This is a genomic window from Kitasatospora sp. NPDC015120 (genome assembly GCF_043080305.1).
Classification (GTDB): Bacteria; Actinomycetota; Actinomycetes; order Streptomycetales; family Streptomycetaceae; genus Kitasatospora.
The window spans coordinates 107,483-129,250 of the sequence record NZ_JBIBVJ010000016.1; the positions used below are offsets into that span (position 1 = coordinate 107,483).

Annotated in this window: 19 protein-coding genes; 8 read left to right on the top strand and 11 right to left on the bottom strand. The window is 74.4% G+C overall.

Annotated features, from left to right (window positions below; translation table 11 throughout):
• Window positions 1-3: 3 nt before the first annotated feature.
• The 5 genes from ACF1AK_RS28145 to ACF1AK_RS28165 form a co-directional block, all read right to left on the bottom strand.
• A complete protein-coding gene (locus ACF1AK_RS28145) occupies window positions 4-948 on the bottom strand; it encodes an ABC transporter permease (protein ID WP_391501633.1) in 945 nt (314 codons plus the stop codon).
• Between the two features lie 16 nt (window positions 949-964).
• Window positions 965-2,548: an ABC transporter substrate-binding protein gene (locus ACF1AK_RS28150; protein WP_391501634.1), complete on the bottom strand. Its 1,584-nt coding sequence runs from the start codon at window positions 2,546-2,548 to the stop codon at window positions 965-967.
• Window positions 2,549-2,604: 56 nt separating this feature from the next.
• On the bottom strand, window positions 2,605-3,828 hold the full coding sequence (locus ACF1AK_RS28155) for an ROK family protein (protein WP_391501635.1): 1,224 nt from the start codon (window positions 3,826-3,828) through the stop codon (window positions 2,605-2,607).
• A gap of 29 nt (window positions 3,829-3,857) precedes the next feature.
• Window positions 3,858-4,826 carry a TauD/TfdA dioxygenase family protein gene (locus ACF1AK_RS28160; protein WP_391501636.1) on the bottom strand — a complete coding sequence of 323 codons (969 nt, stop codon included), beginning with the start codon at window positions 4,824-4,826 and terminating at the stop codon, window positions 3,858-3,860.
• Window positions 4,827-5,323: 497 nt separating this feature from the next.
• Entirely contained in the window at window positions 5,324-5,578 is a 255-nt protein-coding gene (locus ACF1AK_RS28165; protein ID WP_391501637.1) for a hypothetical protein, read from the bottom strand.
• A 184-nt stretch (window positions 5,579-5,762) separates the two neighbouring features.
• On the opposite strand from ACF1AK_RS28165, the gene ACF1AK_RS28170 reads away from it, so the two are divergent.
• Both ACF1AK_RS28170 and ACF1AK_RS28175 read left to right on the top strand, forming a co-directional pair.
• Window positions 5,763-6,353 (top strand): hypothetical protein, encoded by a 591-nt coding sequence (locus ACF1AK_RS28170; RefSeq protein WP_391501638.1) that lies wholly within the window; start codon window positions 5,763-5,765, stop codon window positions 6,351-6,353.
• 109 nt (window positions 6,354-6,462) lie between these two features.
• Window positions 6,463-7,857 (top strand): NAD(P)/FAD-dependent oxidoreductase, encoded by a 1,395-nt coding sequence (locus tag ACF1AK_RS28175; RefSeq protein WP_391501639.1) that lies wholly within the window; start codon window positions 6,463-6,465, stop codon window positions 7,855-7,857.
• 58 nt (window positions 7,858-7,915) lie between these two features.
• On the opposite strand, the gene ACF1AK_RS28180 is transcribed toward ACF1AK_RS28175, so the two are convergent.
• Entirely contained in the window at window positions 7,916-10,306 is a 2,391-nt protein-coding gene (locus tag ACF1AK_RS28180; protein WP_391501640.1) for an excinuclease ABC subunit UvrA, read from the bottom strand.
• A 155-nt stretch (window positions 10,307-10,461) separates the two neighbouring features.
• On the opposite strand from ACF1AK_RS28180, the gene ACF1AK_RS28185 reads away from it, so the two are divergent.
• From ACF1AK_RS28185 to ACF1AK_RS28195, 3 genes are all read left to right on the top strand, one after another.
• Window positions 10,462-11,415, top strand: coding sequence for a DUF6528 family protein (locus ACF1AK_RS28185; protein ID WP_391501641.1), 954 nt, complete (start codon window positions 10,462-10,464; stop codon window positions 11,413-11,415).
• A 308-nt stretch (window positions 11,416-11,723) separates the two neighbouring features.
• Window positions 11,724-11,993: a hypothetical protein gene (locus tag ACF1AK_RS28190; RefSeq protein WP_391501642.1), complete on the top strand. Its 270-nt coding sequence runs from the start codon at window positions 11,724-11,726 to the stop codon at window positions 11,991-11,993.
• Window positions 11,990-12,586 (top strand): acyl-CoA thioesterase, encoded by a 597-nt coding sequence (locus tag ACF1AK_RS28195; protein WP_391501643.1) that lies wholly within the window; start codon window positions 11,990-11,992, stop codon window positions 12,584-12,586. The genes ACF1AK_RS28190 and ACF1AK_RS28195 overlap by 4 nt, the downstream gene beginning before the upstream one ends.
• Before the next feature lie 262 nt (window positions 12,587-12,848).
• On the opposite strand, the gene ACF1AK_RS28200 is transcribed toward ACF1AK_RS28195, so the two are convergent.
• The gene (locus tag ACF1AK_RS28200) at window positions 12,849-13,793 is read right to left on the bottom strand and encodes an ROK family protein (RefSeq protein WP_391501644.1); all 945 of its coding nucleotides are present in this window, start codon (window positions 13,791-13,793) and stop codon (window positions 12,849-12,851) included.
• Between the two features lie 209 nt (window positions 13,794-14,002).
• On the opposite strand from ACF1AK_RS28200, the gene ACF1AK_RS28205 reads away from it, so the two are divergent.
• Window positions 14,003-16,246 (top strand): transglycosylase domain-containing protein, encoded by a 2,244-nt coding sequence (locus ACF1AK_RS28205; RefSeq protein WP_391501645.1) that lies wholly within the window; start codon window positions 14,003-14,005, stop codon window positions 16,244-16,246.
• A gap of 67 nt (window positions 16,247-16,313) precedes the next feature.
• On the opposite strand, the gene ACF1AK_RS28210 is transcribed toward ACF1AK_RS28205, so the two are convergent.
• The 3 genes from ACF1AK_RS28210 to ACF1AK_RS28220 form a co-directional block, all read right to left on the bottom strand.
• Window positions 16,314-16,751, bottom strand: coding sequence for a hypothetical protein (locus ACF1AK_RS28210; RefSeq protein WP_391501646.1), 438 nt, complete (start codon window positions 16,749-16,751; stop codon window positions 16,314-16,316).
• Window positions 16,748-17,185 carry a hypothetical protein gene (locus ACF1AK_RS28215; protein ID WP_391501647.1) on the bottom strand — a complete coding sequence of 146 codons (438 nt, stop codon included), beginning with the start codon at window positions 17,183-17,185 and terminating at the stop codon, window positions 16,748-16,750. The genes ACF1AK_RS28210 and ACF1AK_RS28215 overlap by 4 nt, the downstream gene beginning before the upstream one ends.
• A 134-nt stretch (window positions 17,186-17,319) precedes the next feature.
• Window positions 17,320-17,976, bottom strand: a complete 657-nt coding sequence (locus tag ACF1AK_RS28220) for a GntR family transcriptional regulator (RefSeq protein WP_391501648.1) — start codon at window positions 17,974-17,976, stop codon at window positions 17,320-17,322.
• A gap of 159 nt (window positions 17,977-18,135) precedes the next feature.
• Here ACF1AK_RS28220 and ACF1AK_RS28225 point away from each other — a divergent pair, with 159 nt between their 5' ends.
• A complete protein-coding gene (locus ACF1AK_RS28225; RefSeq protein ID WP_391501649.1) occupies window positions 18,136-19,335 on the top strand; it encodes an amidohydrolase family protein in 1,200 nt (399 codons plus the stop codon).
• Between the two features lie 72 nt (window positions 19,336-19,407).
• Complete coding sequence (locus ACF1AK_RS28230; protein WP_391501650.1) at window positions 19,408-20,910, top strand: APC family permease; 1,503 nt, start codon at window positions 19,408-19,410, stop codon at window positions 20,908-20,910.
• Between the two features lie 194 nt (window positions 20,911-21,104).
• Here ACF1AK_RS28230 and ACF1AK_RS28235 read toward each other — a convergent pair whose 3' ends face one another.
• Entirely contained in the window at window positions 21,105-21,548 is a 444-nt protein-coding gene (locus tag ACF1AK_RS28235) for a hypothetical protein (RefSeq protein ID WP_391501651.1), read from the bottom strand.
• Window positions 21,549-21,768: the final 220 nt, after the last annotated feature.

The following is a 21,768-nucleotide window of genomic DNA, read 5'->3' on the forward strand; positions in this document are numbered from 1 at the left end:
CGGTTACTCCCACCGGATCCGGGGGTCGAGCCAGGCGTACACGAGGTCGGTGAGCAGCTGGACGGCGACGTAGCCGGCGACGACCAGCAGCAGCACGGCCTGCACCACCGGGTAGTCGCGGCGCAGCACGCCCTGCTCGACGAGCTGGCCGAGCCCGGGCCAGGCGAAGATCCGCTCCACCAGCACCGCCCCGGCGACCAGGTGGCCGACCTGCAGGCCGAGCACGGTGACGGCGGACGGCAGCGCGTTGGGCAGGGCGTGCCGCCAGACGATCCGGCGGCGCGAGACGCCGACGGCGGTGGCGGTGCGCACGTAGTCCTCGGCGAGCGCCCGTTGGATGCCGTCGGTGAGGTAGCGGGCGAGCACGGCGGCGCTGGGCAGGGCGAGGCAGACGGCGGGCAGCAGCAGGTACTGCAGTGCGAGGTCGGGGGCGTCGAGCAGGGACTCGTGGCCCCCGGCGGGCAGCAGCCCGAGGGTGACCGCGAACAGCAGCACCAGCAGCACGCCGGTGACGAACGGCGGCACGGCCAGCACGGCGGTGGTGAAGGCGCGCACGGCGGCGGCGACCGGCCGGCGCTCGGCGGTGGCGCCGAGGACGCCGAGCGGCAGGGCCAGCAGGACGACCAGCAGCAGGGCGGCGGCGGTGAGTTGGACGGTGGCGCCGAGGCCGTCGCCGATCAGCTCGGAGACCTGGCCGCCGATCGAGTAGCTGGGCCCGAGGTCGCCGGTGAGCAGGTCGCCGAGCCAGTGCAGGTACTGGGCCAGCAGCGGTTCGTCGAGCCCGAGCCGGGAGCGGATCGCGGCGACGGCCTGGGGTCCGGCGTCGGGGCCGGCCAGTGTGGTGGCGGGGTCGCCGGGGATCAGCCGCAGGATGAGGAAGACCAGGAAGGAGGCGAGGAGGAGGACGAGCAGCCCGGAGGGCAGCCGCTTGAGGAGGAAGCTTCGCATGGGTGGGGGCCGTCCGTCAGGCCGTGAGGTAGGCGTCGTCGAGGTTCAGGTAGCCGAACTTGTTGAGGGTGGCGCCGCGGGTCTTGCCGCCGGCGACCTCGCTGAGGCCGGCGATGGCGAGGTCGATCACGAACTGCTCGTCGAGCAGGGTGTCGGTGATCTGCCGGTAGAGCGCCTTGGCCTCGTCGCTGTCGCTGTCCGGCCGCTTCCAGGCGCGCTGCACGATGTCGGTGTAGGCGGGGGAGGAGAAGTGCGAGCTGTTCTTGGCCTCGTTGAACGGGTAGGCGCTCACCGCCAGGGTGGCGGGGTGGAGTTGGGCGAACCCGTGGCTGAGCGTCCACAGCGCGGGCATGGCCTGGGCGATCAGCTGCTTCTGCATGGTGGGCGAGTCGGTGGGCTGCAGCACGGTCTCGATGCCGACCTGCTTGAGGTCGTACTGGAGGACCTGCGCGACGGCGGTGCCGCCCGGGTCGTTGCTGTGCGCGAACGGCAGGGTGATGCCGGTGAGTCCGGCGTCCTTGAGCAACTGCCGTGCCCGCTCGGGGTCGTGGCGGTAGTGGGCGGCGGCCTCCGCGCTGTACGCGGGGGAGGACTTGGGCCAGGGCGTGGCGGAGACGGTGCCGGAGCCGCCGAGCGCCTGCTGGACCAGCCGCTCGCGGTCCACGGCCCAGGCGATGGCCTGCCGCACACGCTTGTCGCCGACGTGCTCGGCCGTGAGGTTGACGCCGATGTAGTACGCGCCGCCGCCGGTGTCGTAGGAGGTGACCCGGAACTGCTGGTCGCTGCGCAGGGCGGCGAGGTCCTTGCCGCGCACGTGGTAGGAGAGGTGGGTCTGGCCGGTCTTGAGGGACGAGAGCAGCGAGTCGGACTGCGGGATCACCCGGATCTCGACGCCGTCCAGGTAGGGGCGGCCGGGGTTCCAGTACTTCTCGTTGCGGGCGAAGGTGAGCGAGCTGCCGGGCTTGCGCTCGGTGAACGCGTAGGGGCCGGTGCCGATCAGCTTCGTCCCGGCGAAGGCCTCCTCGACGGTCTCGGAGTCCGGGATGATCATGAACTCGAAGAGGTCGAAGAGATTGCTCACCGGGTGGGCGAGGACGAGCGTGAGCTCGAAGTCGCCGTTCTTGCGGAAGTCGGTGACGGCCGCCGCGGTCGAGCGCAACTGGGCGGAGCGGGCCGGGTTCTGGAGGTTCTTGACGGCGAACACGACGTCGTCGGCGGTGAACCGGCGGCCGCTGTGGAAGGTCACGTCCTCGCGGAGCTTGAGCGTGACCCCGGTGCCGTCGGGGGCGACCTGCCAGGAGGTGGCCAGCTCGGGCTGCGGCTTCAGCTGGTCGTCGTAGCGGGTCAGGGTGTTGAAGACCAGCCGCTGGACGAGGGTGTTGGCGCTCTGCGCGAACAGCAGGGCGGGGGTGAAGTCGACACTGGCGCCGACCGTGAGGACGCCGCCTCGCCGCGGTCCCGCCGCGTCGCCGGCGGCCCGGCCCGCGGCGGTGTCGGCGGCCGAGCGGCAGGCGGCCAGGGTCAGCAGGCCGGCGCCGGCCAGGCCGCCGCGGAGCAGCGCCCGGCGGGAGAGCGGGGAGGCGGTGGGGAGGCTGGTCACGAGTGGGGTCCTCTGCGGGAAGGGGTGTGCGGGGTCGGGTCGGTGGTCGGGGGTGTTCAGGAGGCCAGGGCGTGCACCGGGCGGGCGTACAGGGCGCTGAGCGCGGGTGCGCCGGCGGCCACGGCGAGCACATCGGCGCCGAGCCGCTGGGCGACCACCAGTGCGGCGTCGCGCCGCAGCCGCGAGCGGCGGGCGAACTCGGTGCGCACCACGTCGAGATAGGCCGGGTCGAGGCAGGAGAAGTGCTCGGTCAGCACCAGCAGGTCGGGGTTGACGACGTCGGCCAGCAGGGCGAGTGCCCGGCCGATGATCTCCGCGCGCCGGCGCACCAGCCGGTCGGCCCGGGGGTCGCCGGCCTGGACGGCGGCCACCAGGGCGGCGCGGTCCGGCCGTTCGGTCACCCCCTCGGCCGCCGCCGCCTCGAACAGCGTGGTGTCCGAGGCGGCGACCGCCAGGCAGCCGGTCCGGCCGCAGGGGCAGAGCGCGTCGCTCTCCGGCACCGGCAGGTGGGCGACGTCCCCGGTGGGCGAGGCCGGACCGACGTGCACGGTGCCGGCCACGGCCAGGGCCGCGTCCACCACATGGCCGACGAACAGGTGGACGACCGAGCGGCGGGCCGCCGGGTGCCCGAACAGGATCTCCGCCTGGGTCAGGGCCCGGGCGTGGTTGTCCACCTGGACCGGCAGCCCGGAGGCCTCCGCCAGCAGCGCGCCGAGCGGCACGTCCCGCAGATCCAGCGGATCATGACGGACGATCACGCCGCGCTCGCGGTCGACCGCGCCCCCGGTGACGGCCCCGAGGCCGACCACGGCACGGCCGTCCGGGACGGCGGCCAGCAGCCCGGGGAGCCGCGCCAGCAGCGGCCGCAGCACGGCCGGGCCGGTGCGGCCCCGGTGGCTCAACTCGCGGTGGTACAGCACGTTTCCGCGTGCGTCGAGGAAGGCGAAGTGGGTGGACGGCAGTCCGATGTGCAGACCGGCCACCGCGATCCGGTCGGTGTCGACCTCCACCGGCAGCTGGGGCCGGCCGACCGCTCCGGCGCCGGGGGCGGCCGACCCGGGCCGCTCGCGCAGCAGTCCGAGCCTGGTGAGGTCGACCACCTGACGGGAGACGGCGGCCGGGCTCAGGCCGGTGAGCGCGGCGACCCGGCTGCGGGCCACCGGACCGTGGTCCAGGACGGTCCGCAGGACGGCGGCGGCGTTGACGTACCGCCGTGCGTCCCCGGTGCGCGGCCGGGTGGCGGTGCCGGTTCCGCCCGGCGCGCCGCTCTGGGTGAACATCCTTCGCCCTTCCGGGGGGTCGGTGGCGCTCAGCGCCCGGCGGCCTCGGCCTCCAGCTCCTCGGCCGGCACCAGCCCGGCCACCCGCGGCGGGTCGGCGGGCTCCAGCAGACGGCTCGGCGTGCCGTCCACGCCCGTCGGCAGGTCGCCGTCCAGGGTGATCCGGCGCACCAGGCGCGGCTCGTCGCCGTAGTCGTTGACGGCGTAGTGCTGGGTGGCGCGGTTGTCCCAGATCGCGACGTCACCGACCTGCCAGTCCCAGCGCACGGTGTTCTCCAGCCGCTCCACGTACCGCTGGAACAGCTCGATCAGCGCCTTGCTGTCGGCGCCCGAGACGCCCTGGATCCGCTGGGCGAAGGCGCCGAGCAGGAGGCTCTTCTCGCCGGTCACCGGGTGGACGCGGACCACCGGGTGCTCCGTCTTGAAGGCGGTGGAGACGAACACCTTGCGGAAGAGGTTGGCGACCTCGGCGTTGTCGGCCAGCTCGGGGCGCAGCGCGAGGCTCGCCGCGTAGTCGTAGTCGTTGGTGTGCACGGCGCGCAGCGACTCGGCCAGCACCTTCAGCGGCTGCGGCAGGTCCTGGTAGGCGGCCACCGTGTTGGCCCACACCGTGGAGCCGCCGGCCGGCGGCAGCTCCAGGGCGCGCAGGATCGAGGCCTTGGGGTAGGCGGGCACGAAGGTGACGTCGGTGTGCCAGTTGTTGGCGCGCACGCCCTTGGTGGCGTCCAGCTCGAAGATGTACCGGCCGTCGGCGCCCGGGACGGTGGGGTGGCCGACCGGCTGGCCCAGCAGGCGGGCGAACGCCTCGTGCCCGGCGTCGTCGAGGTGCTGCTGGCCGCGGAAGAACAGCACCTTGTGCTCGTACAGCGCGGCGTCGATCGCGGCGACGGTCGCCGCGGGCAGGTCGCCGCCGAGGCGTACGTCGTGCACGATCGCGCCGATCCGGCCGGCGGCGGGGGTGATCTTGAGATCGATGGCGGTGGCGGTGGCGGTGGACATGGCGGTTCCTCGACTCTCGTGGAGGGGGAAGGGGGATGCGCGGGACCGCCCCGGGCCGACGGGAGCGGGCAGGGCGGTGCGGCGGAGGACGGCACACGGGTGCCGGGGGAGACGCGATGGCCGGGCGGCCGGGATCAGCGGGCGAGTGCTCCGCGACAACAGCGACGGCTGCGAAGGGCCGGGGCGGTGCGGTGAACGGTGCTCATCGGCCCTCCTTCCGGGTCCGGGGCGCTGCGAGTGGCTCGGCGCTCATCGTGCTGAAGCCCGTGCCTCCCTGTCAATCACCTGTCCTGCCTGGTGAGAAGGGGTGTTGCGGGCGTGTGACGCCGTGTTGCGGGCGATGGTCCGGTGATGACGGGACGACGGCGGCGGCGTGTTCCCGCCTGTCGGGGGCGTGTCGGGATTACTAACTTTCGCAGCGGAAGAAACCCGGCCGACGGCGGCGGGGCCCGCCCGGAGCTCCTCCGGGCGGGCCCGCGGGCCTCGGTGATGGCCCGTCACACCCCCATCAGCCGGGCGAAGTCCAGGCCGAGGCCGCCGAGGACGGGGAGCGCGCCGAGGTCGGTGACGGCGCCGACCGGGATGCTGTAGCCCTGGTTGACCTCCCGGGGCTGCGACGCGGCGGCGGGCGCGGTGCCGGGCTCGGCGGTGGCCGAGGCGGTGGCGGTGGCGGTGGCCGTGGCGGCGGCGGGTCCGGTGAGGGCGGCGGTGAGCAGGGCGGTGAGGGCGGTGAGCTGGGCGAGGGTGCGCACGGGGGGCCTCCGGGGGCGTGGGAACGGGCACCCTGCCGAACGCGCGGGGGCGCCGTGCGGTCACGTGTCGTCCCCCCTTCGGCGGGAGCACCCCGCTCGGCCCGCCCGCCTCCGCCCGCGGCTGTCGGTGGGGGCGGGCAGTATCGACCCCGGGCAGGAGACACCGGCGGAGGGGCGGACGGACATGGCGCGGTACCTGACGGTGACCGCGGCGGTCACCATCGACCAGGCACGGCTGCGGGCGTATCTGCGCGCACCCGTCGCCCCGGCCTCCGCCCGGCCCGAACCCGACTGGGCCGGCCTCTGCGCCCCCTGGCGCGACGGCGCCCTGCGCCGCCGCTACCGCGCCGAACTGCCCGCCGCCCTCGCCGCGTGCGACCGCTGGACCGACGGCGACCACGCGGCCTTCCTCCGCGACCTCGACGAGGACGGCGCACTCACCCTCCGCCACGACGGGTCCACCGGCTCCCTCACCCTCGACATCGACACCCGGGTCGACTTCGAACTCCCGGGCATGATCCAGGCACTCACCGTCCTGAGCGGCCTGGCCGACGTCATGGCCGGCGAGGACACCGGCCTCGTCGAACTCACCACCGACTGGAGCGAGGGGACCGTCCTGCTGCACCTGACCCCCGGGCGTGCGGCCTTCCTCGACCCCGCCCGGGACGCCACCACCCTCGCCCGCGCCCGCGACGCCGCCTTCGACACCCGCTGCGCCGCCGAGCCGGACGAGGACGAGCCGGCCGGCGAGGTCCTCGACCGGCTGCTCTCCTGACAGGGTGCCCGGGCCGGGCACCGGATCCTGGCAGGCTGTCGCTGGTTCGCGGACGGCGCACGGGCGTACCGTCCGGGAAACGGTCGGCGCGAGGTGGAGGTCGGGGTCCGTGGGATCCGCAGGCACGGGTGTGAACGGCGGGGTGTCCTTCTGGTGGGGCCGGCTCGGGCTGCCCGAGCCGCGACCGGCGCTGCCCGGCCACCGGGAGGTCGACATCTGCGTGGTCGGCGGCGGCTACACCGGCCTGTGGACGGCGTACTACCTCAAGAAGGCCGAACCCGGTCTGCGGATCGCCGTCCTGGAGCAGCGCTTCTGCGGCTACGGCGCCTCCGGGCGCAACGGCGGCTGGCTCTACAACGGCTTCGCCGGACGCGGCGCCTTCGCCCGCCGTCACGGCCCGGCCGGCGCCGCCGCGATGCAGCGGGTGATGGACACGGCGGTCGGCGAGGTCGCCGACACCCTCGACGCGGAGGGCATCGACGCCGACGTGGTGCGCGGCGGCGTGCTGGAGGTCGCCCGCACCCCCGCCCAACTCGCCCGGCTGCGCGCGTTCGCCGAGACCGAGCGCGCCTACGGCCCCGACCGCGTCCAGGAGCTGAGCGCGGCCGCGACCGCCGCACGGCTGCGCGTCGCCGGCGCCCTCGGCGGCGTCTGGAGCCCGTACGGCGCCCGCGTCCAGCCCGCCAAGCTGGCCGCCGGTCTCGCCGGCGTCGTCGAGCGGCTGGGCGTCGAGCTGTACGAGAGCACGCCGGTGACCGCCATCCACGGTGGCCGCACGCCCCGCGCCGTCACCCCGTACGGCACCGTCGGCGCCCGGTACGTCCTGCGCGCCACCGAGGGCTTCACCTCGGGCCTCGCGGGGGAACGGCGCACCTGGCTGCCGATGAACTCGGCGATGATCGCCACCGAACCGCTCCCGGCGTCCTTCTGGGCCGAGGCCGGCTGGGAGGGCCGCGAGGTGCTCGGCGACTTCGCCCACGCCTACATGTACGCCCAGCGCACCGCCGACGACCGGATCGCCCTCGGCGGACGCGGCGTCCCCTACCGCTTCGGCTCCCGGACGGACATCGACGGCGCCACCCAGCCCGCCACCGTCCGCCAACTCCGGGAGATCCTCCACGCGTTCTTCCCCGCCGCCCGCTCCGCCCGGATCGAGCACGCCTGGGCGGGGGTGCTCGGCGTGCCCCGGGACTGGTGCGCCACCGTGGACCTCGACCGGCGCACCGGCCTCGGCTGGGCCGGCGGCTACGTCGGCAGCGGGGTGACCACCACCAACCTGGCCGGCCGCACCCTGCGCGACCTGGTGCTCGGTCATGACACCGAACTCACCCGCCTGCCCTGGGTCGGCCACACCGTCCGGCGCTGGGAGCCCGAACCCCTGCGCTGGCTCGGCGTGCACGCCCTCTACGCCGCCTACCACGCGGCCGACCGCCGGGAGTCCACCCGCCGCCGCCCCGGCACCTCGCCCCTCGCCCGCCTCGCCGACACCATCGCCGGCCGGTAGGCGGGCCGCCCCGGCCCGGCCGGTGACGCGGCCGGGCCGGAGCGGCCCACGGAGGGGCTCAGGCGCCGACGTACTCCGCGAGGTGCTGGCCGGTGAGGGTGCTGCGGGCGGCGACCAGGTCGGCGGGGGTGCCCTCGAAGACGATGCGCCCGCCGTCGTGACCGGCCCCCGGGCCGAGGTCGATGATCCAGTCGGCGTGCGCCATCACCGCCTGGTGGTGCTCGACGACGATCACCGACTTCCCGGAGTCCACCAGCCGGTCCAGCAGTCCGAGGAGCTGCTCGACATCGGCCAGGTGCAGCCCGGTGGTCGGTTCGTCGAGGACGTAGACGCCGCCCTTGTCGCCCATGTGGGTGGCCAGCTTCAGACGCTGGCGCTCACCGCCGGACAGGGTGGTCAGCGGCTGGCCGAGGCTGACGTAGCCGAGGCCGACGTCGACGAGGCGGGTCAGGATCCGGTGGGCGGCGGGCACCCGGGCCTCGCCGGCGGCGAAGAAGGCCTCCGCCTCGGTCACCGGCATCGCCAGCACCTCGCTGATGTCCCGGCCGCCGAGGTGGTACTCCAGCACCGACGCGTCGAAGCGCCGGCCCTCGCAGTCCTCGCAGGTGCTGGCCACGCCGGCCATCATCGCCAGGTCCGTGTAGATCACGCCCGCGCCGTTGCAGGTCGGGCAGGCACCCTCGGAGTTGGCGCTGAACAGCGCCGGCTTCACGCCGTTGGCCTTGGCGAACGCCTTGCGGATCGGCTCCAGCAGGCCGGTGTAGGTGGCCGGGTTGCTGCGCCGCGAGCCGCGGATCGGGCTCTGGTCGACGGAGACCACGTTCTCCCCGGCCGGTATCGAACCATGGACCAGCGAGCTCTTCCCGGAGCCCGCCACCCCCGTGACGACGACCAGCACACCGAGCGGGATGTCCACGTCGACGTCGCGCAGGTTGTGCGTGGAGGCGCCACGGACGGCCAGCTTGCCGGTCGGCGTGCGCACCGTCCTCTTCACCGCCGCCCGGTCGTCGAGGTGCCGGCCGGTGACCGTGCCCGCCGAGCGCAGGCCCTCCAGCGGGCCCTCGTAGCAGACCGTGCCGCCCGCCGAGCCCGCACCGGGACCGAGGTCCACCACGTGGTCGGCGATCGCGATCACCTCGGGCTTGTGCTCCACCACCAGCACCGTGTTGCCCTTGTCCCGCAGCTGCCGCAGCAGGCCGTTCATCCGCTGGATGTCGTGCGGGTGCAGACCGGTGCTGGGCTCGTCGAAGACGTACGTCACGTCGGTGAGCGAGGAACCGAGGTGGCGGATCATCTTGACCCGCTGCGCCTCGCCGCCCGACAGCGTGCCGGCCGGCCGCTCCAGCGAGAGGTAGCCGAGGCCGATCTCGACGAACGAGTCCAGGGTCTGCCGGAGCGCGGTGAGCAGCGGCGCCACCGAGGGCTCGTCCAGGCCGCGCACCCACGCGGCGAGGTCGCTGATCTGCATCCGGCAGGCGTCGGCGATGCTGATCCCGCCGATCTTCGAGGACCGGGCGGCCTCGGTCAGCCGGGTGCCGTCGCACGCGGGACAGTCGGCGAAGGTGACCGCGCGGTCCACGAACGCCCGGATGTGCGGCTGCATCGCCTCCCGGTCCTTGGACAGGATGGACTTCTGGACCTTCGGGATCAGCCCCTCGTAGCTGATGTTGATGCCGCTGATCTTCACCTTGGTCGGCTCGTGGTGGAGGAAGTCCCGCAGCTCCTGCTCGGTGTAGTCGCGGATCGGCTTGTCCGGATCGAGGAAGCCGGAGCCGCTGAAGACCCGGGTCATCCAGCCGTCCCCGGTGTAGCCGGGCACCGTGATCGCGCCCTCGGCGAGCGACTTGCTGTCGTCGTAGAGCTGGGTGAGGTCGATGTCCGTGACCGAGCCCCGGCCCTCGCAGCGCGGGCACATGCCGCCGGTGACGCTGAAGCTGCGCCGCTCCTTGACCGTGGTGCCGCCGCGCTCCACGGTGATCGCGCCCGCCCCGCTGACCGAGGCGACGTTGAAGGAGAACGCCTTGGCCGAGCCGATGTGCGGCCGCCCGAGCCGGCTGAACAGGATCCGCAGCATCGCGTTGGTGTCGGTGGCGGTGCCCACGGTGGAGCGCGGGTCGGCCCCCAGCCGCTGCTGGTCGACGATGATCGCGGTGGTCAGGCCGTCCAGCACGTCCACGTCCGGCCGGGCCACCGACGGCATGAAGCCCTGCACGAAGGCGCTGTAGGTCTCGTTGATCAGCCGCTGCGACTCCGCCGCGACGGTGTCGAACACCAGCGAGCTCTTGCCCGAGCCGGAGACGCCCGTGAACACCGTCAGCCGGCGCTTGGGGATCTCGATGCTGACGTCCTTGAGGTTGTTCTCCCGCGCGCCGTGCACGCGGATCAGGTCGTGGGTGTCGGCGGCGTGCGGTTCGGGTGTCTGCGCGCCGGTCCTCGTGCCCGTGGTCATCGTCTCTCCGGTTCTACTCGCGGTGCCCTCGGTTCCGATCTAACCAGCCGGGTACGACAGGCGGGGGCTTAGGCCGGTCGGAGGCCGTGCGCTGGCGGCCGGCGGGGGCGCGCCGCACGGTGGTGGCGGGAAGCGGACGACGGGAGGTGCCGGCGGTGGCGAAGCGGGCGCGGCTGTGGCGCGCGACGTCGGCGCTGGCGGCGCTGGTCGTCAGCGCCGGTGCGGTGCCGGCGACGGCCGCCGGGCCGGGGTGGGCGGTGGCCGTGGTGGACCAGGCCTCGCGGCGGGTCCTGGTGCTGCGCGGCGCCGACGGCCCGCTCTGGTCCTGGTCCGCGGACACCGCCGGCGACCTCGGCGACCTCGACCCGCGCCGCAGCTGGCAGGCGCCGGACGAGGCGAAGACCCGGGTGCGGGACGGCCGCCGGTACCTGGTGGTGACCGCCTCCGGCGGACTGGCGGCCCTCGTCGACGTCCGGAGCGGCGCCACCGCGTGGGCCGTCGACACCGGCCCGCTGGCCAATCCGCACAGCGCCGACCTGCTCCCCGACGGCAACGTGGCCGTCGCCGCCTCCTCCGGCGGCTGGATACGCCTGTACGCCGCCTCGCTCGGCCCGCGGGTCACCGCGCACGCCGAGTACCGGCTGCCGGGTGCGCACGGGGTGCACTGGGACGGGCGCGCCCGGCTGCTGTGGGCGCTCGGCGACGACGCGCTGACCGCGCTGCGGGTGGGCGGCACCGCGGCCGCGCCCTCGCTCACCGCCGAGCGGACGGTGCCGCTGCCCGAACCCGGCGGCCACGACCTGGCGCCGGTGCTCGCCGCGCCCGGCCGGTTCTGGGTGAGCACGGCGGCGCACCTGTGGCGCTTCGACCCGGCGGAGCAGCGCTTCACCCGGATACGCCTGGGGAGCGAGGGGGCCGAGCGGGACATCAAGAGCGTGGGCGACGAACCCGGCAGCGGGCGGCTGCTCACCGCCGCCCCGGACCACGCGGGGCCCTGCTCCTGGTGCACCTCGGTGCTCACCCTGCACCGCCCGGACGGCCACCGCCTGTTGCCCGGTGCGCACCTCTACAAGGCGCGCTGGTGGACCAGTTGGGGGAGCGGGAGATGATCCCGGGGACCGGCGGCACGACCGGGGGAGGAAGCCGGCGGAGGGGCGGGGACCGGGCCGGACCGGGCGGGCATTCGGTGGATGCGGCTGATTTTATGCAACGCCAAACTACTCCAATAGTGGTCAGTTTCCGCTCCGGTTCCGTATACCTCCCGGTAGCGCCCCGGGCTGGGATAGCGTCCATGGCGCCGGGGGGATCCGGGCCCGCTCGGCGGGCCCGCACCATCCAGAAACCCACCCCTACCCACCCCTACCCCTTCAGGGAGAGAACTGTGCGAAATTTCGTTTCCGAATCCAGGTCCGGGACCGTGGACGAGCTGCGGCTCGCGGTGGAATCGCTCGCCGCCTTCCCGGCCCGCGCCGCGTTCGGCGGGACGGAGGTCACCGACCGCCTCTCGGCGGTGGCGGATCTGTGCCGGGCGGTCGACGGCGTCCTCGACAGCCTGGTCGTCGAGGCGGCCGCCGAGGCCGCCGAGGAGGGCTGGACCGCGGCCCGGATGGCGTCCGAACACGCCGTCTACTACGCGCGGTTGCGCCGGGCGCTGCTGCTCACCGGTTCCACGGCAGAGCAGCGGTGAGCGCGGCAGCCACCCAGGCGGTGGACGTCGGCGCACACGTGGTGGCCTGTCCCACCCGGTGGAGCGACGTCGACGAGAACGGGCACATCAACAACGCCCGACTGGTCTCCTACGTCCAGGAGGGAATTTACGACCTGTTCTGCCACCACCCGGTCGCCGTCCGGGAATCGCTATTCCCGTCCGGATTCCTGATCGCGCGGCACGAGATCGATTATCTGGAGCAGCTGTACCACCGGCCGGAACCGTTGCTGGTGCAGTTGACCGTCGAACGACTCGGGCGCAGTTCCGCGCACGTCGTGGTCAGGGTGTGCCGTGACGCGCACACATTCATGCGGGCACGGACGGTCGTGGTCGCCAGGGACGCGGTCTCCGGCCGCTCCCGCACGCTCAGCCCGTCGGAGCGCCGGTTCCTCTCCGGGTTCCTCTCCGACGAAGCGGCTCCCGTGGTGCCGCCCCGGGTGGCGATCGCCTCGCCGCGCGGATCGCTGTCCGCGGCGTCCTCCGGGCACCACCCGGTCCGGCGCCGTCTGCCGAACCCCTCCGCCCTCACCAGGGGCGTGTCGGTGATGCCGGACGGGCGTCGCGCCCGCTGACCTCCGCCGCGACCCCGACGATGAGCGGCAGGATCCTGCTGGGGCAGGATCCTGCTTGGTTGTGCGGGCGGTGGAGGACCGGGGCGGGGCCGGGGCGGACCAGGGGAGCCGCAACCCGGCAGCAGGGGCGGGGAATTCGGCCGCGGCGTCGTCGCCGCCGGGCGCCGGCCGGGCGGGGACCCGCACGGCGCCTCCGAGCCGCCCGTTCGCGCGGAGCGGTCCGGGACCGTTCCCGCTCCCCGGACGCCCGCTCCGGGGCGGGTCAGCGGCAGAGCGCGGCCGCGCCGATCAGCCCGGCGTCGGTGCCGAGTTCGGCACGGCGCACCTCCAGGCCGCGGACGTAGGACAGGGCGGCGTAGCGCTCCAGTTGGCGGGCGAGCGGCTCGAACAGGACCGGTCCGGCCGTCGCCACCCCGCCGCCGATCACCACCCGCCGCAGGTCCACCAGCGCGGCGGTGGCGGCGATCCCGGCGGCCAGCGCCTGCGCCGCCCGGTCGAAGGCGGCCAGCGCCACCGGGTGCCCGGCCCGCGCGTCCTCGGCCACCGCGCGCGCCGAGCGGTCCGCCCCGGCGGGCCGCCAGCCCCCGGCCAGGGCCCGCCGGGCGATCGCGGTGCCGCTGGCGAGGCCTTCGAGGCAGCCGCGCGAGCCGCACGGGCAGGGCTCGCCGTCGAGGTCGACCGTGATGTGGCCGAGGTGCCCGGCGTTGCCGCTGGGGCCGGGGCGCACGGCGCCGTCCAGCACCAGGCCGGCGCCGACCCCGGTGGAGACCACCAGGCACAGCGCGTTGTCGGCGCCGCGGGCCGCGCCGCGCCAGTGCTCGGCGGCGGCCATCGCCACGCCGTCCCCGGCCAGCGTCACCCGGCGGGTGCCGACGGCGGGGTGGGCGGCGACCTCGGCGCCGAGCGGGAACTCCCGCCAGCCGGGGATGTTGACCGGGCTGACCGTGCCCCGGGCGAGGTCCACCGGTCCCGCGCTGCCGATGCCGACGGCGGTGACCTCGCCCCACCGCGGCGCGGCGGCCAGCCGCTCCAGCACCCGGTGCACCGCGGCCAGCACCTCGGCGCCCGGCTCCCGCGCCGGAGTCGGCAGCTGGACGCGGTGGGTGAGCGTCCCGGCGGAGTCGACGAGCGCCCCGGCGATCTTGGTGCCGCCGACGTCGACGGCGGCGAACAGCGGACCGGCGGCGGTGGGCGAGGGTGTGGTCATGACGGGTGGCTCCGGGTGAGGGGCGCGGACAGGGACAGCGGCAGGGACAGGGACAGGGACAGGGACAGGGACAGCAAACAGGACCGGTCCGCCGGGGCGGGCGTCGGGGCTGCCCCCGGAGGTGCCCTTTCGGGCGGTTCCGGCCCGAACCGACGTGGGAATCCGCCGCCGTGCGCAACGATTCGCGGTCCTCCGGACATCAAGGAAGTATGGAATCGAATCTTCTCCCGACAGCGGAACCGGCCGACGACGAAGTGTCCGGGCCCGACCGGAAGTCGCCGCTCCGCTTCGCCCGCCACGGCGCGGCCTTCCTCGGCGTGAGCGTGGTGTCCGGTGCGCTGCTGGCCGGCATGGCGCTGCCCGCCGTCGGCGCGATCGGGCTGACGGCCAAGAACACGGCGGAGGGCTTCGACGACATCCCGGACGACTTCAAGACCCCGCCGCTCACCCAGGTGACGCAGATCTTCGACGCCAAGGGCGGGCTGATCGCCAGGCTCTACGAGCGCGACCGCACCGTGATCACCGCCGAGCAGATGTCGCCGTACATGCGGCAGGCCCAGGTCGACATCGAGGACGCCCGCTTCTACGAGCACGGCGCCGTCGACCTCAAGGGGGTGCTCCGCGCGATCAGCAAGAACGCGGAGAGCGGCACCGCCGCCGAGGGCGCCTCGACGCTGACCCAGCAGTACGTGAAGAACGTCAACGTCGAGAAGGCCGGCGACGACAAGGCGGCCGTCCAGGAGGCCATGCGCAAGACCCTGGGCCGCAAGATCCAGGAGCTGAAGGTCGCGATCAAGCTGGAGGAGGAGCTGACCAAGGACCAGATCCTCACCAACTACCTCAACATCACGTTCTTCGGCAACGGCGCCTACGGGGCGGAGGCCGCGTCCCAGCGCTACTTCGGCAAGTCCAACAAGGACCTCACCGTCGCCGAGGCCGCCACCCTGGCCGGCCTGGTGCAGAACCCGTCGAAGTACGACCCGAAGGCGCACCCGCAGGCCGCGGTCAACCGCCGCAACGTCGTGGTCGACAAGCTGCTGGAGAACAAGCACATCACCGAGGAGCAGGCCAAGGAGGCCAAGGCCGCCCCGCTGGGCCTCAACTACAAGGACCCGCAGAACGGCTGCATCGTCGCCCAGGCGGGCATGGGCTTCTTCTGCGACTACGTCCGGCAGGTGGTCAAGCAGGATCCGGTGTTCGGCGCCAACGCGGCCGAGCGCAAGAAGTTCTGGGACCAGGGCGGCCTGAACATCCGCACCACCCTCGACCCGGACAAGCAGACCGCCGCCCAGAACGCGGTGAGCTCCAACGTGCGGGTCACCGACAGCGTCTCGGCCGCCGCGACCATGGTGGAGCCGGGCACCGGCAAGATCGTCGCGATGGCCCAGACCCGGCCGTACGGGATCGACCGGGCGAAGAACCAGACCGTCGTGAACCTCAGCGTCGACGCGGCGATGGGCGGCGGCAACGGCTTCCAGCCCGGCTCCACCTTCAAGCCGGTCGTCGCGGCCGCGGCGATGGAGGCGGGGCTGGCGCCGACGCAGGAGTACTCGTCGCCGAACCGGATGGACTACCCGGACATGAAGACCTGCGAGGGCACCTGGAGGAACACCGGCAAGCCCAAGGTCGCGGTGCCCAACGAGTCCGCGAGCGAGGAGGGGCCGTACCAGCTGAAGCAGGCGATGGCGCTCTCGGTCAACACCTACTTCGTGCAGATGGAGAAGGAGATCGGCCTCTGCGCGGTCAAGCAGATGGCCAACAAGCTCGGCATCACGTCCCGGGCCAGCGGCAAGCCGCTGGACGAGGTTCCCTCGATGGCCCTGGGCGTCGAGGAGGTGAGCCCGCTGACCATGGCCGGCGTCTACGCGGCCTTCGCCGCCGGCGGCACGTACTGCGCCCCGGTCGCGATCACCGGCATCACCACCCTCGACGGCAAGGACGTGGCCGTTCCGCCCGCCCGCTGCGACAGGGCGTTCTCCGAGAGCACGGCCCAGGTGCTGAACACCATCCTGAACGGCGTGACCGAGAGCGGCGGCACCGGTGCGGCGCTCCACCTGGAGGGCGACCGCCAGATCGCGGGCAAGACCGGTACCTCGGACAAGAAGAAGGCCGCCTGGTTCACCGGCTACACCCCGCAGCTGGCCACCGCGGTCTGGCTCGGCGGCCCCGACGGCGGTGTGGAGATGCGCAACATCACCATCAACGGGAAGCGCCGCACCGAGGTGTTCGGCGCCGACGGCCCCGGCCCGATCTGGCGGGACGCCATGAACCAGGCGCTGCGCGGCACCCCGAAGCAGTCCCTGCCGATGGCGGACATCCCCGACCCGGCGCCCCGGACCGACCCGAACGCCACGGGCTCGTCGTCCACCGCCCCGTCCAACGCCGCTTCCAACGCCCCGTCGAACACCCCGTCGAACGCCCCGTCCGGCAACCCGTCCACCGCGCGCCGCTGACGAGCGGCCGGCCCGCGCCGGCGTCCCCCGGCCGGTCGGCGGGGGGACGCCGGTCTGACGGGCCGCCCTACAGCGGGCCCCAGCGGTAGAGCGTGGAGCCCCAGGTGGCGGTGTGCAGGAAGGAGGTCGAGAAGGTGGTCTCCTTCGAGAAGCCGTAGACCTGCCCGGGGGGCGTGATCTTGGTGTAGATGAGGTAGACGAGGGAGAGCGGGTAGACGCAGAGCCGCCAGTCGTAGGTGCCGTCCTGCACCTGGATGTCGTCGGCGGGCGCGCTGCCGCCCGGGCTGTTGAGGGTCCAGGAGTAGGTGCCGGCGTCCAGGTGCAGCGTCCGGTACACGCAGTTCTCGGGCGGGGTCACGGGGGCGGGCAGCGGCCCCACCTGTCCGTAGCCGGTGAGGAACTCGTGCTCGGTGACGGCGGAGGCGGGGGTGACGGCCGGGCCGGCCACCAGGGTCAGGGCGAGGGCCGGCAGGGCGAGCAGCCGGGCGAGCGCGCGCGCCCTCACTGGAGGGGTCCCCAGTTGTAGAGCATGGAGTCCCAGGAGTAGGTGTACGGGAAGGAGACGTCGAAGGAGGTCTCCTTGTGCCAGTACGCCCCGCCGCCCACCTTGCTGAGCTCGGTGTACGCACCCCACATGACGGCGCGCGGGAACACGCAGAGCCGCCAGTCGTAGGTGCCGTCCTGCACCTGGAGGTCCTCGCTGGGGGCGAAGCCGCCCGGGGTGCCGAGGGTCCAGGCGTAGGTGCCGGGGTTCAGGTGCAGCTGGCGGGAGGTGCAGGTGGCGGGCGGGGTGACGGGCGCCGGCAGCGGGATCAACTGCCCGTAGCCCTGGAGGAATTCGTGCTCGTAGGCGGCGTTCGCCGGGCCCACCGCGACACCTGTCACCAGGGCGAGGACGAGGGCCGGGAGAGCGAGGAGCCAGGTGATTCTTCGCAGCATGCGTGCCTCCGGTCGGCCGGGCGCGGGCCTGGACCGGGGCCCGGCGGTGGGGTTCCAGTGGTCTACGCCAATTCTGCTGACCGGCGGTGCCGCTGCCCATCCCAGAACCCTGGGAGCCGGCCGCCCCCCCGGGCTCAGGTCCCCAGGGCGGTGAGCGCGAAGGCCCGGGTGCCGGCGACGTGGCGGCGGGCGAGGTCGGCGGCGGCCTCGGGGTCGCGGGCGCGCAGGGCGGCGAGCAGCTGCTCGTGCTCGGTGCACATCGGCGTGCTGCTCTCGGGGCCCGAGGTGAGGCGGAACAGCCGGCGCAGCCGTCCGTCGAGCGGGGCCATCATCTCCTGGAGCAGGGGGTTGCCGGAGAGTTCGACGATCGCCCGGTGGAAGTCGGCGTTGAGGCCGACGGTCTCGCGCAGCCGGCCGGCCTCGGCGGCGCGGCGGGTGCGGGTGAGGATGCGTTCGAGGTTCTTCAGCCCGGCGGGGGTGGCGTGCTGTGCGGCGAGGCTGGCGGCGAGGGCCTCCAGGGACTCCCGGACGGCGAAGAAGTGCTCGGCGTCGGCCGGCCCGAACCCGGCGACCACCGCGCCCCGGCGGGCCTGGACGGTGAGGAAGCCCTCGCTCTCCAGGCGCTGCATGGCCTCGCGCACGGGCACGCGGGAGACGCCCATCGTCTCGGCCAGCTCGCGTTCGACCAGGCGGCGGCCGGCGGGGTACTCGCCCTCGATGATCCGCTCGCGCAGCCGGACGTAGACGAGGTCCCGGAGCGACTGGTGGGTGTCGCCGGGCGTATCGGTCATCGGAGGCTCCAGTCGGGTGGGGGCTGCGCCTGGTCGTCGGGGCTGCCCAGATCATTTCAGATCGGCGGCCGATACCCCTTGTTTGGTATTCGGTATACCAGATAGCTTGAGGCCCCGCCCGGTCCGCGGCCCCGCGGCCCCCGAATCCTGGACGCTCATGTGATCACCCCCGACCTCCTGCTCGACGCCACGCTGCCCGATGGCAGCACGGCCGACGTGCACCTCGCCGACGGCCGGATCGCCGCCCTGACCCCGGTGTCCGCCCGGCGGCCGGATGCCGGGCCCGGCGCTCCCACGGCCGTCTCCCTGGGCGGCGCGCTGCTGCTGCCCGCCCTGGTCGACGGCCACGCCCACCTGGACAAGACCTTCCTCGGCGCGCCCTGGCAGCCGCACCGCCCCACCGCGGACCTGCGCACCCAGATCGCCTCCGAGCGCGTCCAGCGCCGCGAGGTCGCCCGCCGCGCGCCCGTCGCCGAGCGCGCCGAGGCGCTGGCCCGGCGGATGGCGGCGCTCGGCACGGGCCACGTCCGCTCGCACGTCGACGTCGACCCGGACACCGGACTCGACCACCTGCACGCCCTGCTGGAGGTGCGCGAGCGCGTCCGCGACGTCATCGGGGTGCAGCTGGTCGCCTTCCCGCAGAGCGGCGTGGTCACCGCCCCCGGCGTCGCGGACCTGCTGGACGCGGCCCTGCGCGAGGGCGCCGAGCTGATCGGCGGCCTCGACCCGGCCGGGTTCGACGGCGACGTGGACGGCCAGCTCGACATCGTCTTCGGCCTCGCCGGGCGCCACGGCGCCGGGGTGGACATCCACCTCCACGACGGCGGCCCGGTCGGCGCCTCCCAGCTGCGCGACATCGCCGACCGCACCGCGGCCCTGGGCCTCGGCGGCCGGGTCGCGGTCAGCCACGCGTACGCGCTGGGCGACCTCGGCCTCGACGAACTCTTCGGCACCGCGCGGAAGCTGGCGGACGCCGGGGTGGCGATCATGACCAACGGCCCGAGCCGGTCGATGCCGCCGGTCAAGCTGCTGCACGAGTTCGGCGTGCGGGTGTTCGCCGGCTCCGACAACATCCGCGACGCCTGGTGGCCGTACGGCACCGGCGACATGCTCGAACGCGCCACCATCATCGGCCTCCAGGGCGAGCTGATGACCGACGGCGACCTGCGGCTCGCCGCCGACCTGGTGACCTCGCACGCCGCCGCCGCCCTCGGCCTCGCCGACTACGGCCTGACGCCCGGCGCCCGGGCCGACCTCGTGGCGGTCGCCGCCGGCTCCGTCCCCGAGGCGGTCGCCGCCCACCCCGAACGGCTGCTCGTCCTGCACGGCGGGCGGGTCGTTCCGGACCGCACCCGCTGACGCCCCCGCGGTCCGCCGGGGCCCCACCCCCGGCCCCCTGCCCCACCCCTGTTGGAAGGACGCCCCCCCACCGTGAACTCCTCCGCGGAAAGAACCCGGCCCGCCCCCGCCGCCACCACCGCCCCGGCCGCCCGCGCCGCCGACGCCTCCGCGCCCGGCCGCCTCGCGGGCGGCCAGATCGGCACGACCGACCTGGTCTTCTTCGTGGTCGCCGCCGCCGCGCCGCTGACCGTCCTCGCGGGCATCGCGCCGTTCGCCATCGGCGTCGGCGGCGCCTCCGCCCCCGCCGCCTACCTGATCTCGGGCGCGCTGCTCGTGCTGTTCGCCGCCGGGTTCACCGCGATGAGCCTCTACGTGCGCAACGCCGGCGCCTTCTACGCCTACGTCGCACGCGGCCTCGGCCGCACCTTCGGCGTGATCACCGCCTACGTCGCGGTGGTCTGCTACAACCTCATCACCCCCGGCGTGGCCGCCGCCTTCGGCTACTTCGCGGCCGGGCACATCGAGCAGCGCACCGGCGCGCACGTGCCGTGGTGGCTGCTGTCCGGCGCCTGCGTGGTGGTGGTCGGCGTCCTCGGCTGGCTGAAGGTGACGCTCAGCGCCAAGGTGCTCGGCGTCGCGCTGGTCCTGGAGGTGCTGTCGCTGCTGGTGATGGAGGGCGGGGTGCTCTCCGAGCGCGGCACGGCCGCCCTCGACCCGGTCTCCTTCGACCCCTCGCTGCTCGCCCAGGGCGGCGTCGCCGGGATGTTCGTGCTGGTCATCGGCGCCTTCACCGGCTTCGAGGCGACCGCGATCTACGCCGAGGAGGCCCGCGACCCGCGCCGCACGGTGCCCCGGGCGACCTTCATCGCGATCGGCTTCCTCGCCGTCTTCTACGCCCTCGGCACCTGGATCGTGATGGGCGCGTACGGCACCGACGCCGCCGTCGCGGCCGCCCGCGCCGCCGACGGGCCGGACCTCACCTTCACCGCCGCCGAGCGCTTCGTCGGCCTCTGGCTCTCCGACTCGATGCATGTCCTGATCGTGGTCAGCGCCTTCGCCTCGACCCTGGCCTTCCACAACGCGGCCGCCCGCTACCTCTACGCGCTGGGCCGCGAGGGCCTGCTGCCCCGCCGGCTCGGCCGGATCTCGGAGCGCACCGGCTCGCCCGGCCCCGCCGTGCTGGTGCAGAGCGGCTTCAACGCCCTGGTGATCCTGCTGGGCGCGGTGCTGGCCGCCGACCCCTACCTGGTGGTGCTGCTCTGGTCCAACAGCGTGGGCGTGCTCGGCATCATGGCGATGCAGGCGCTGGCGGCGGTGGCGGTCTGGGCGTTCTTCCGGCGCGACCGGCGCGGCATGTCGGCCTTCCGGGTGGTCTGGGCGCCGCTGCTGGCGGCCGCCGGCCTGGCCCTGCTGACGGTGCTCGCCGTCTTCAACTTCAGCCTGCTGACCGGGGCTTCGGGTGTGGTGAACGCCGTCCTGCTGCTCCCGCTGCCGCTCGTCGCCCTGGCCGGCTACCTGGTCGCCCGGCGGATCCGGCGCACCGATCCCGAGCGCTTCGCCCGGCTGACGGAGGTCGACGTCGAACGCGGCTGAGCCGCGCCCGCCGCGGGCGGTGCCCCCTCGGACGAGCGAGGGGGCACCGCCCGCGGGCATGCGGGGCGGCCTCGCGGGGGAGGGCCGGAGGGCCGGACCGTGCACCACGGCCCGACGATCCGACACCGGCACCCGCCTTGGGACGGGGCCGTTGATACCGGGCCGTTGACACCGGGCCGTTGAGGCGGGGCAGGTCAGGGGCCGTTGCCGAAGGTGCCCCGGGGGCCGGCCGGTTCGGCGCAGGCCCGGCAGATCATGCGCGAGTAGACGGCCGCCGGGCCGCGGACCACCGCCTCGACGCCGCCGTCCAGGGACCGCGTCCCCGCCGCCCGGCCGCAGAGGTGGCACCGGCGCAGCGCCTGCGCCTTGGTGTAGCAGTCCCAGCAGACCAGCCGGTCCGCCGCCTCCGCCAGGACGACGGTCGGCTGCGGGGCCGTCAGGTGGCCGCAGTGGCGCAGGGTGCCGTCCCCCTCGGCGCGGAGCATCACCGCCCGGGTCTCCCGGAACCACGGCGCGGCCCGGTCCGGGGTGGTCCGCACCGGGGCCGGGCGGCCCGATGCGAGGAGCAGGCGTTCGGCGTGCTCACCGGCGGCGCGGATCTGGTCGATGACGGCGAGCTGGGCGGGGTCGTCCTTCATGGGCACGTCCTTGTGCGAACGATGGAACGATGGGCGGGCAACGGTCGTGGGAGGGGCGCCCGTGCTGCGGCGCCGCTCCCGGTCTCCACTGTCCTACCCGTCTGCCGCCGCACGCCTCCCCGGCAGCGGGGGTGTCGGCGCGCGCCCGGGGCGCGCGCTCCGGCCGCGCGCCGAAGGGGGCGCGAGGGACCCCGACGGTGTCGACGGCCCGGCCCGGCCC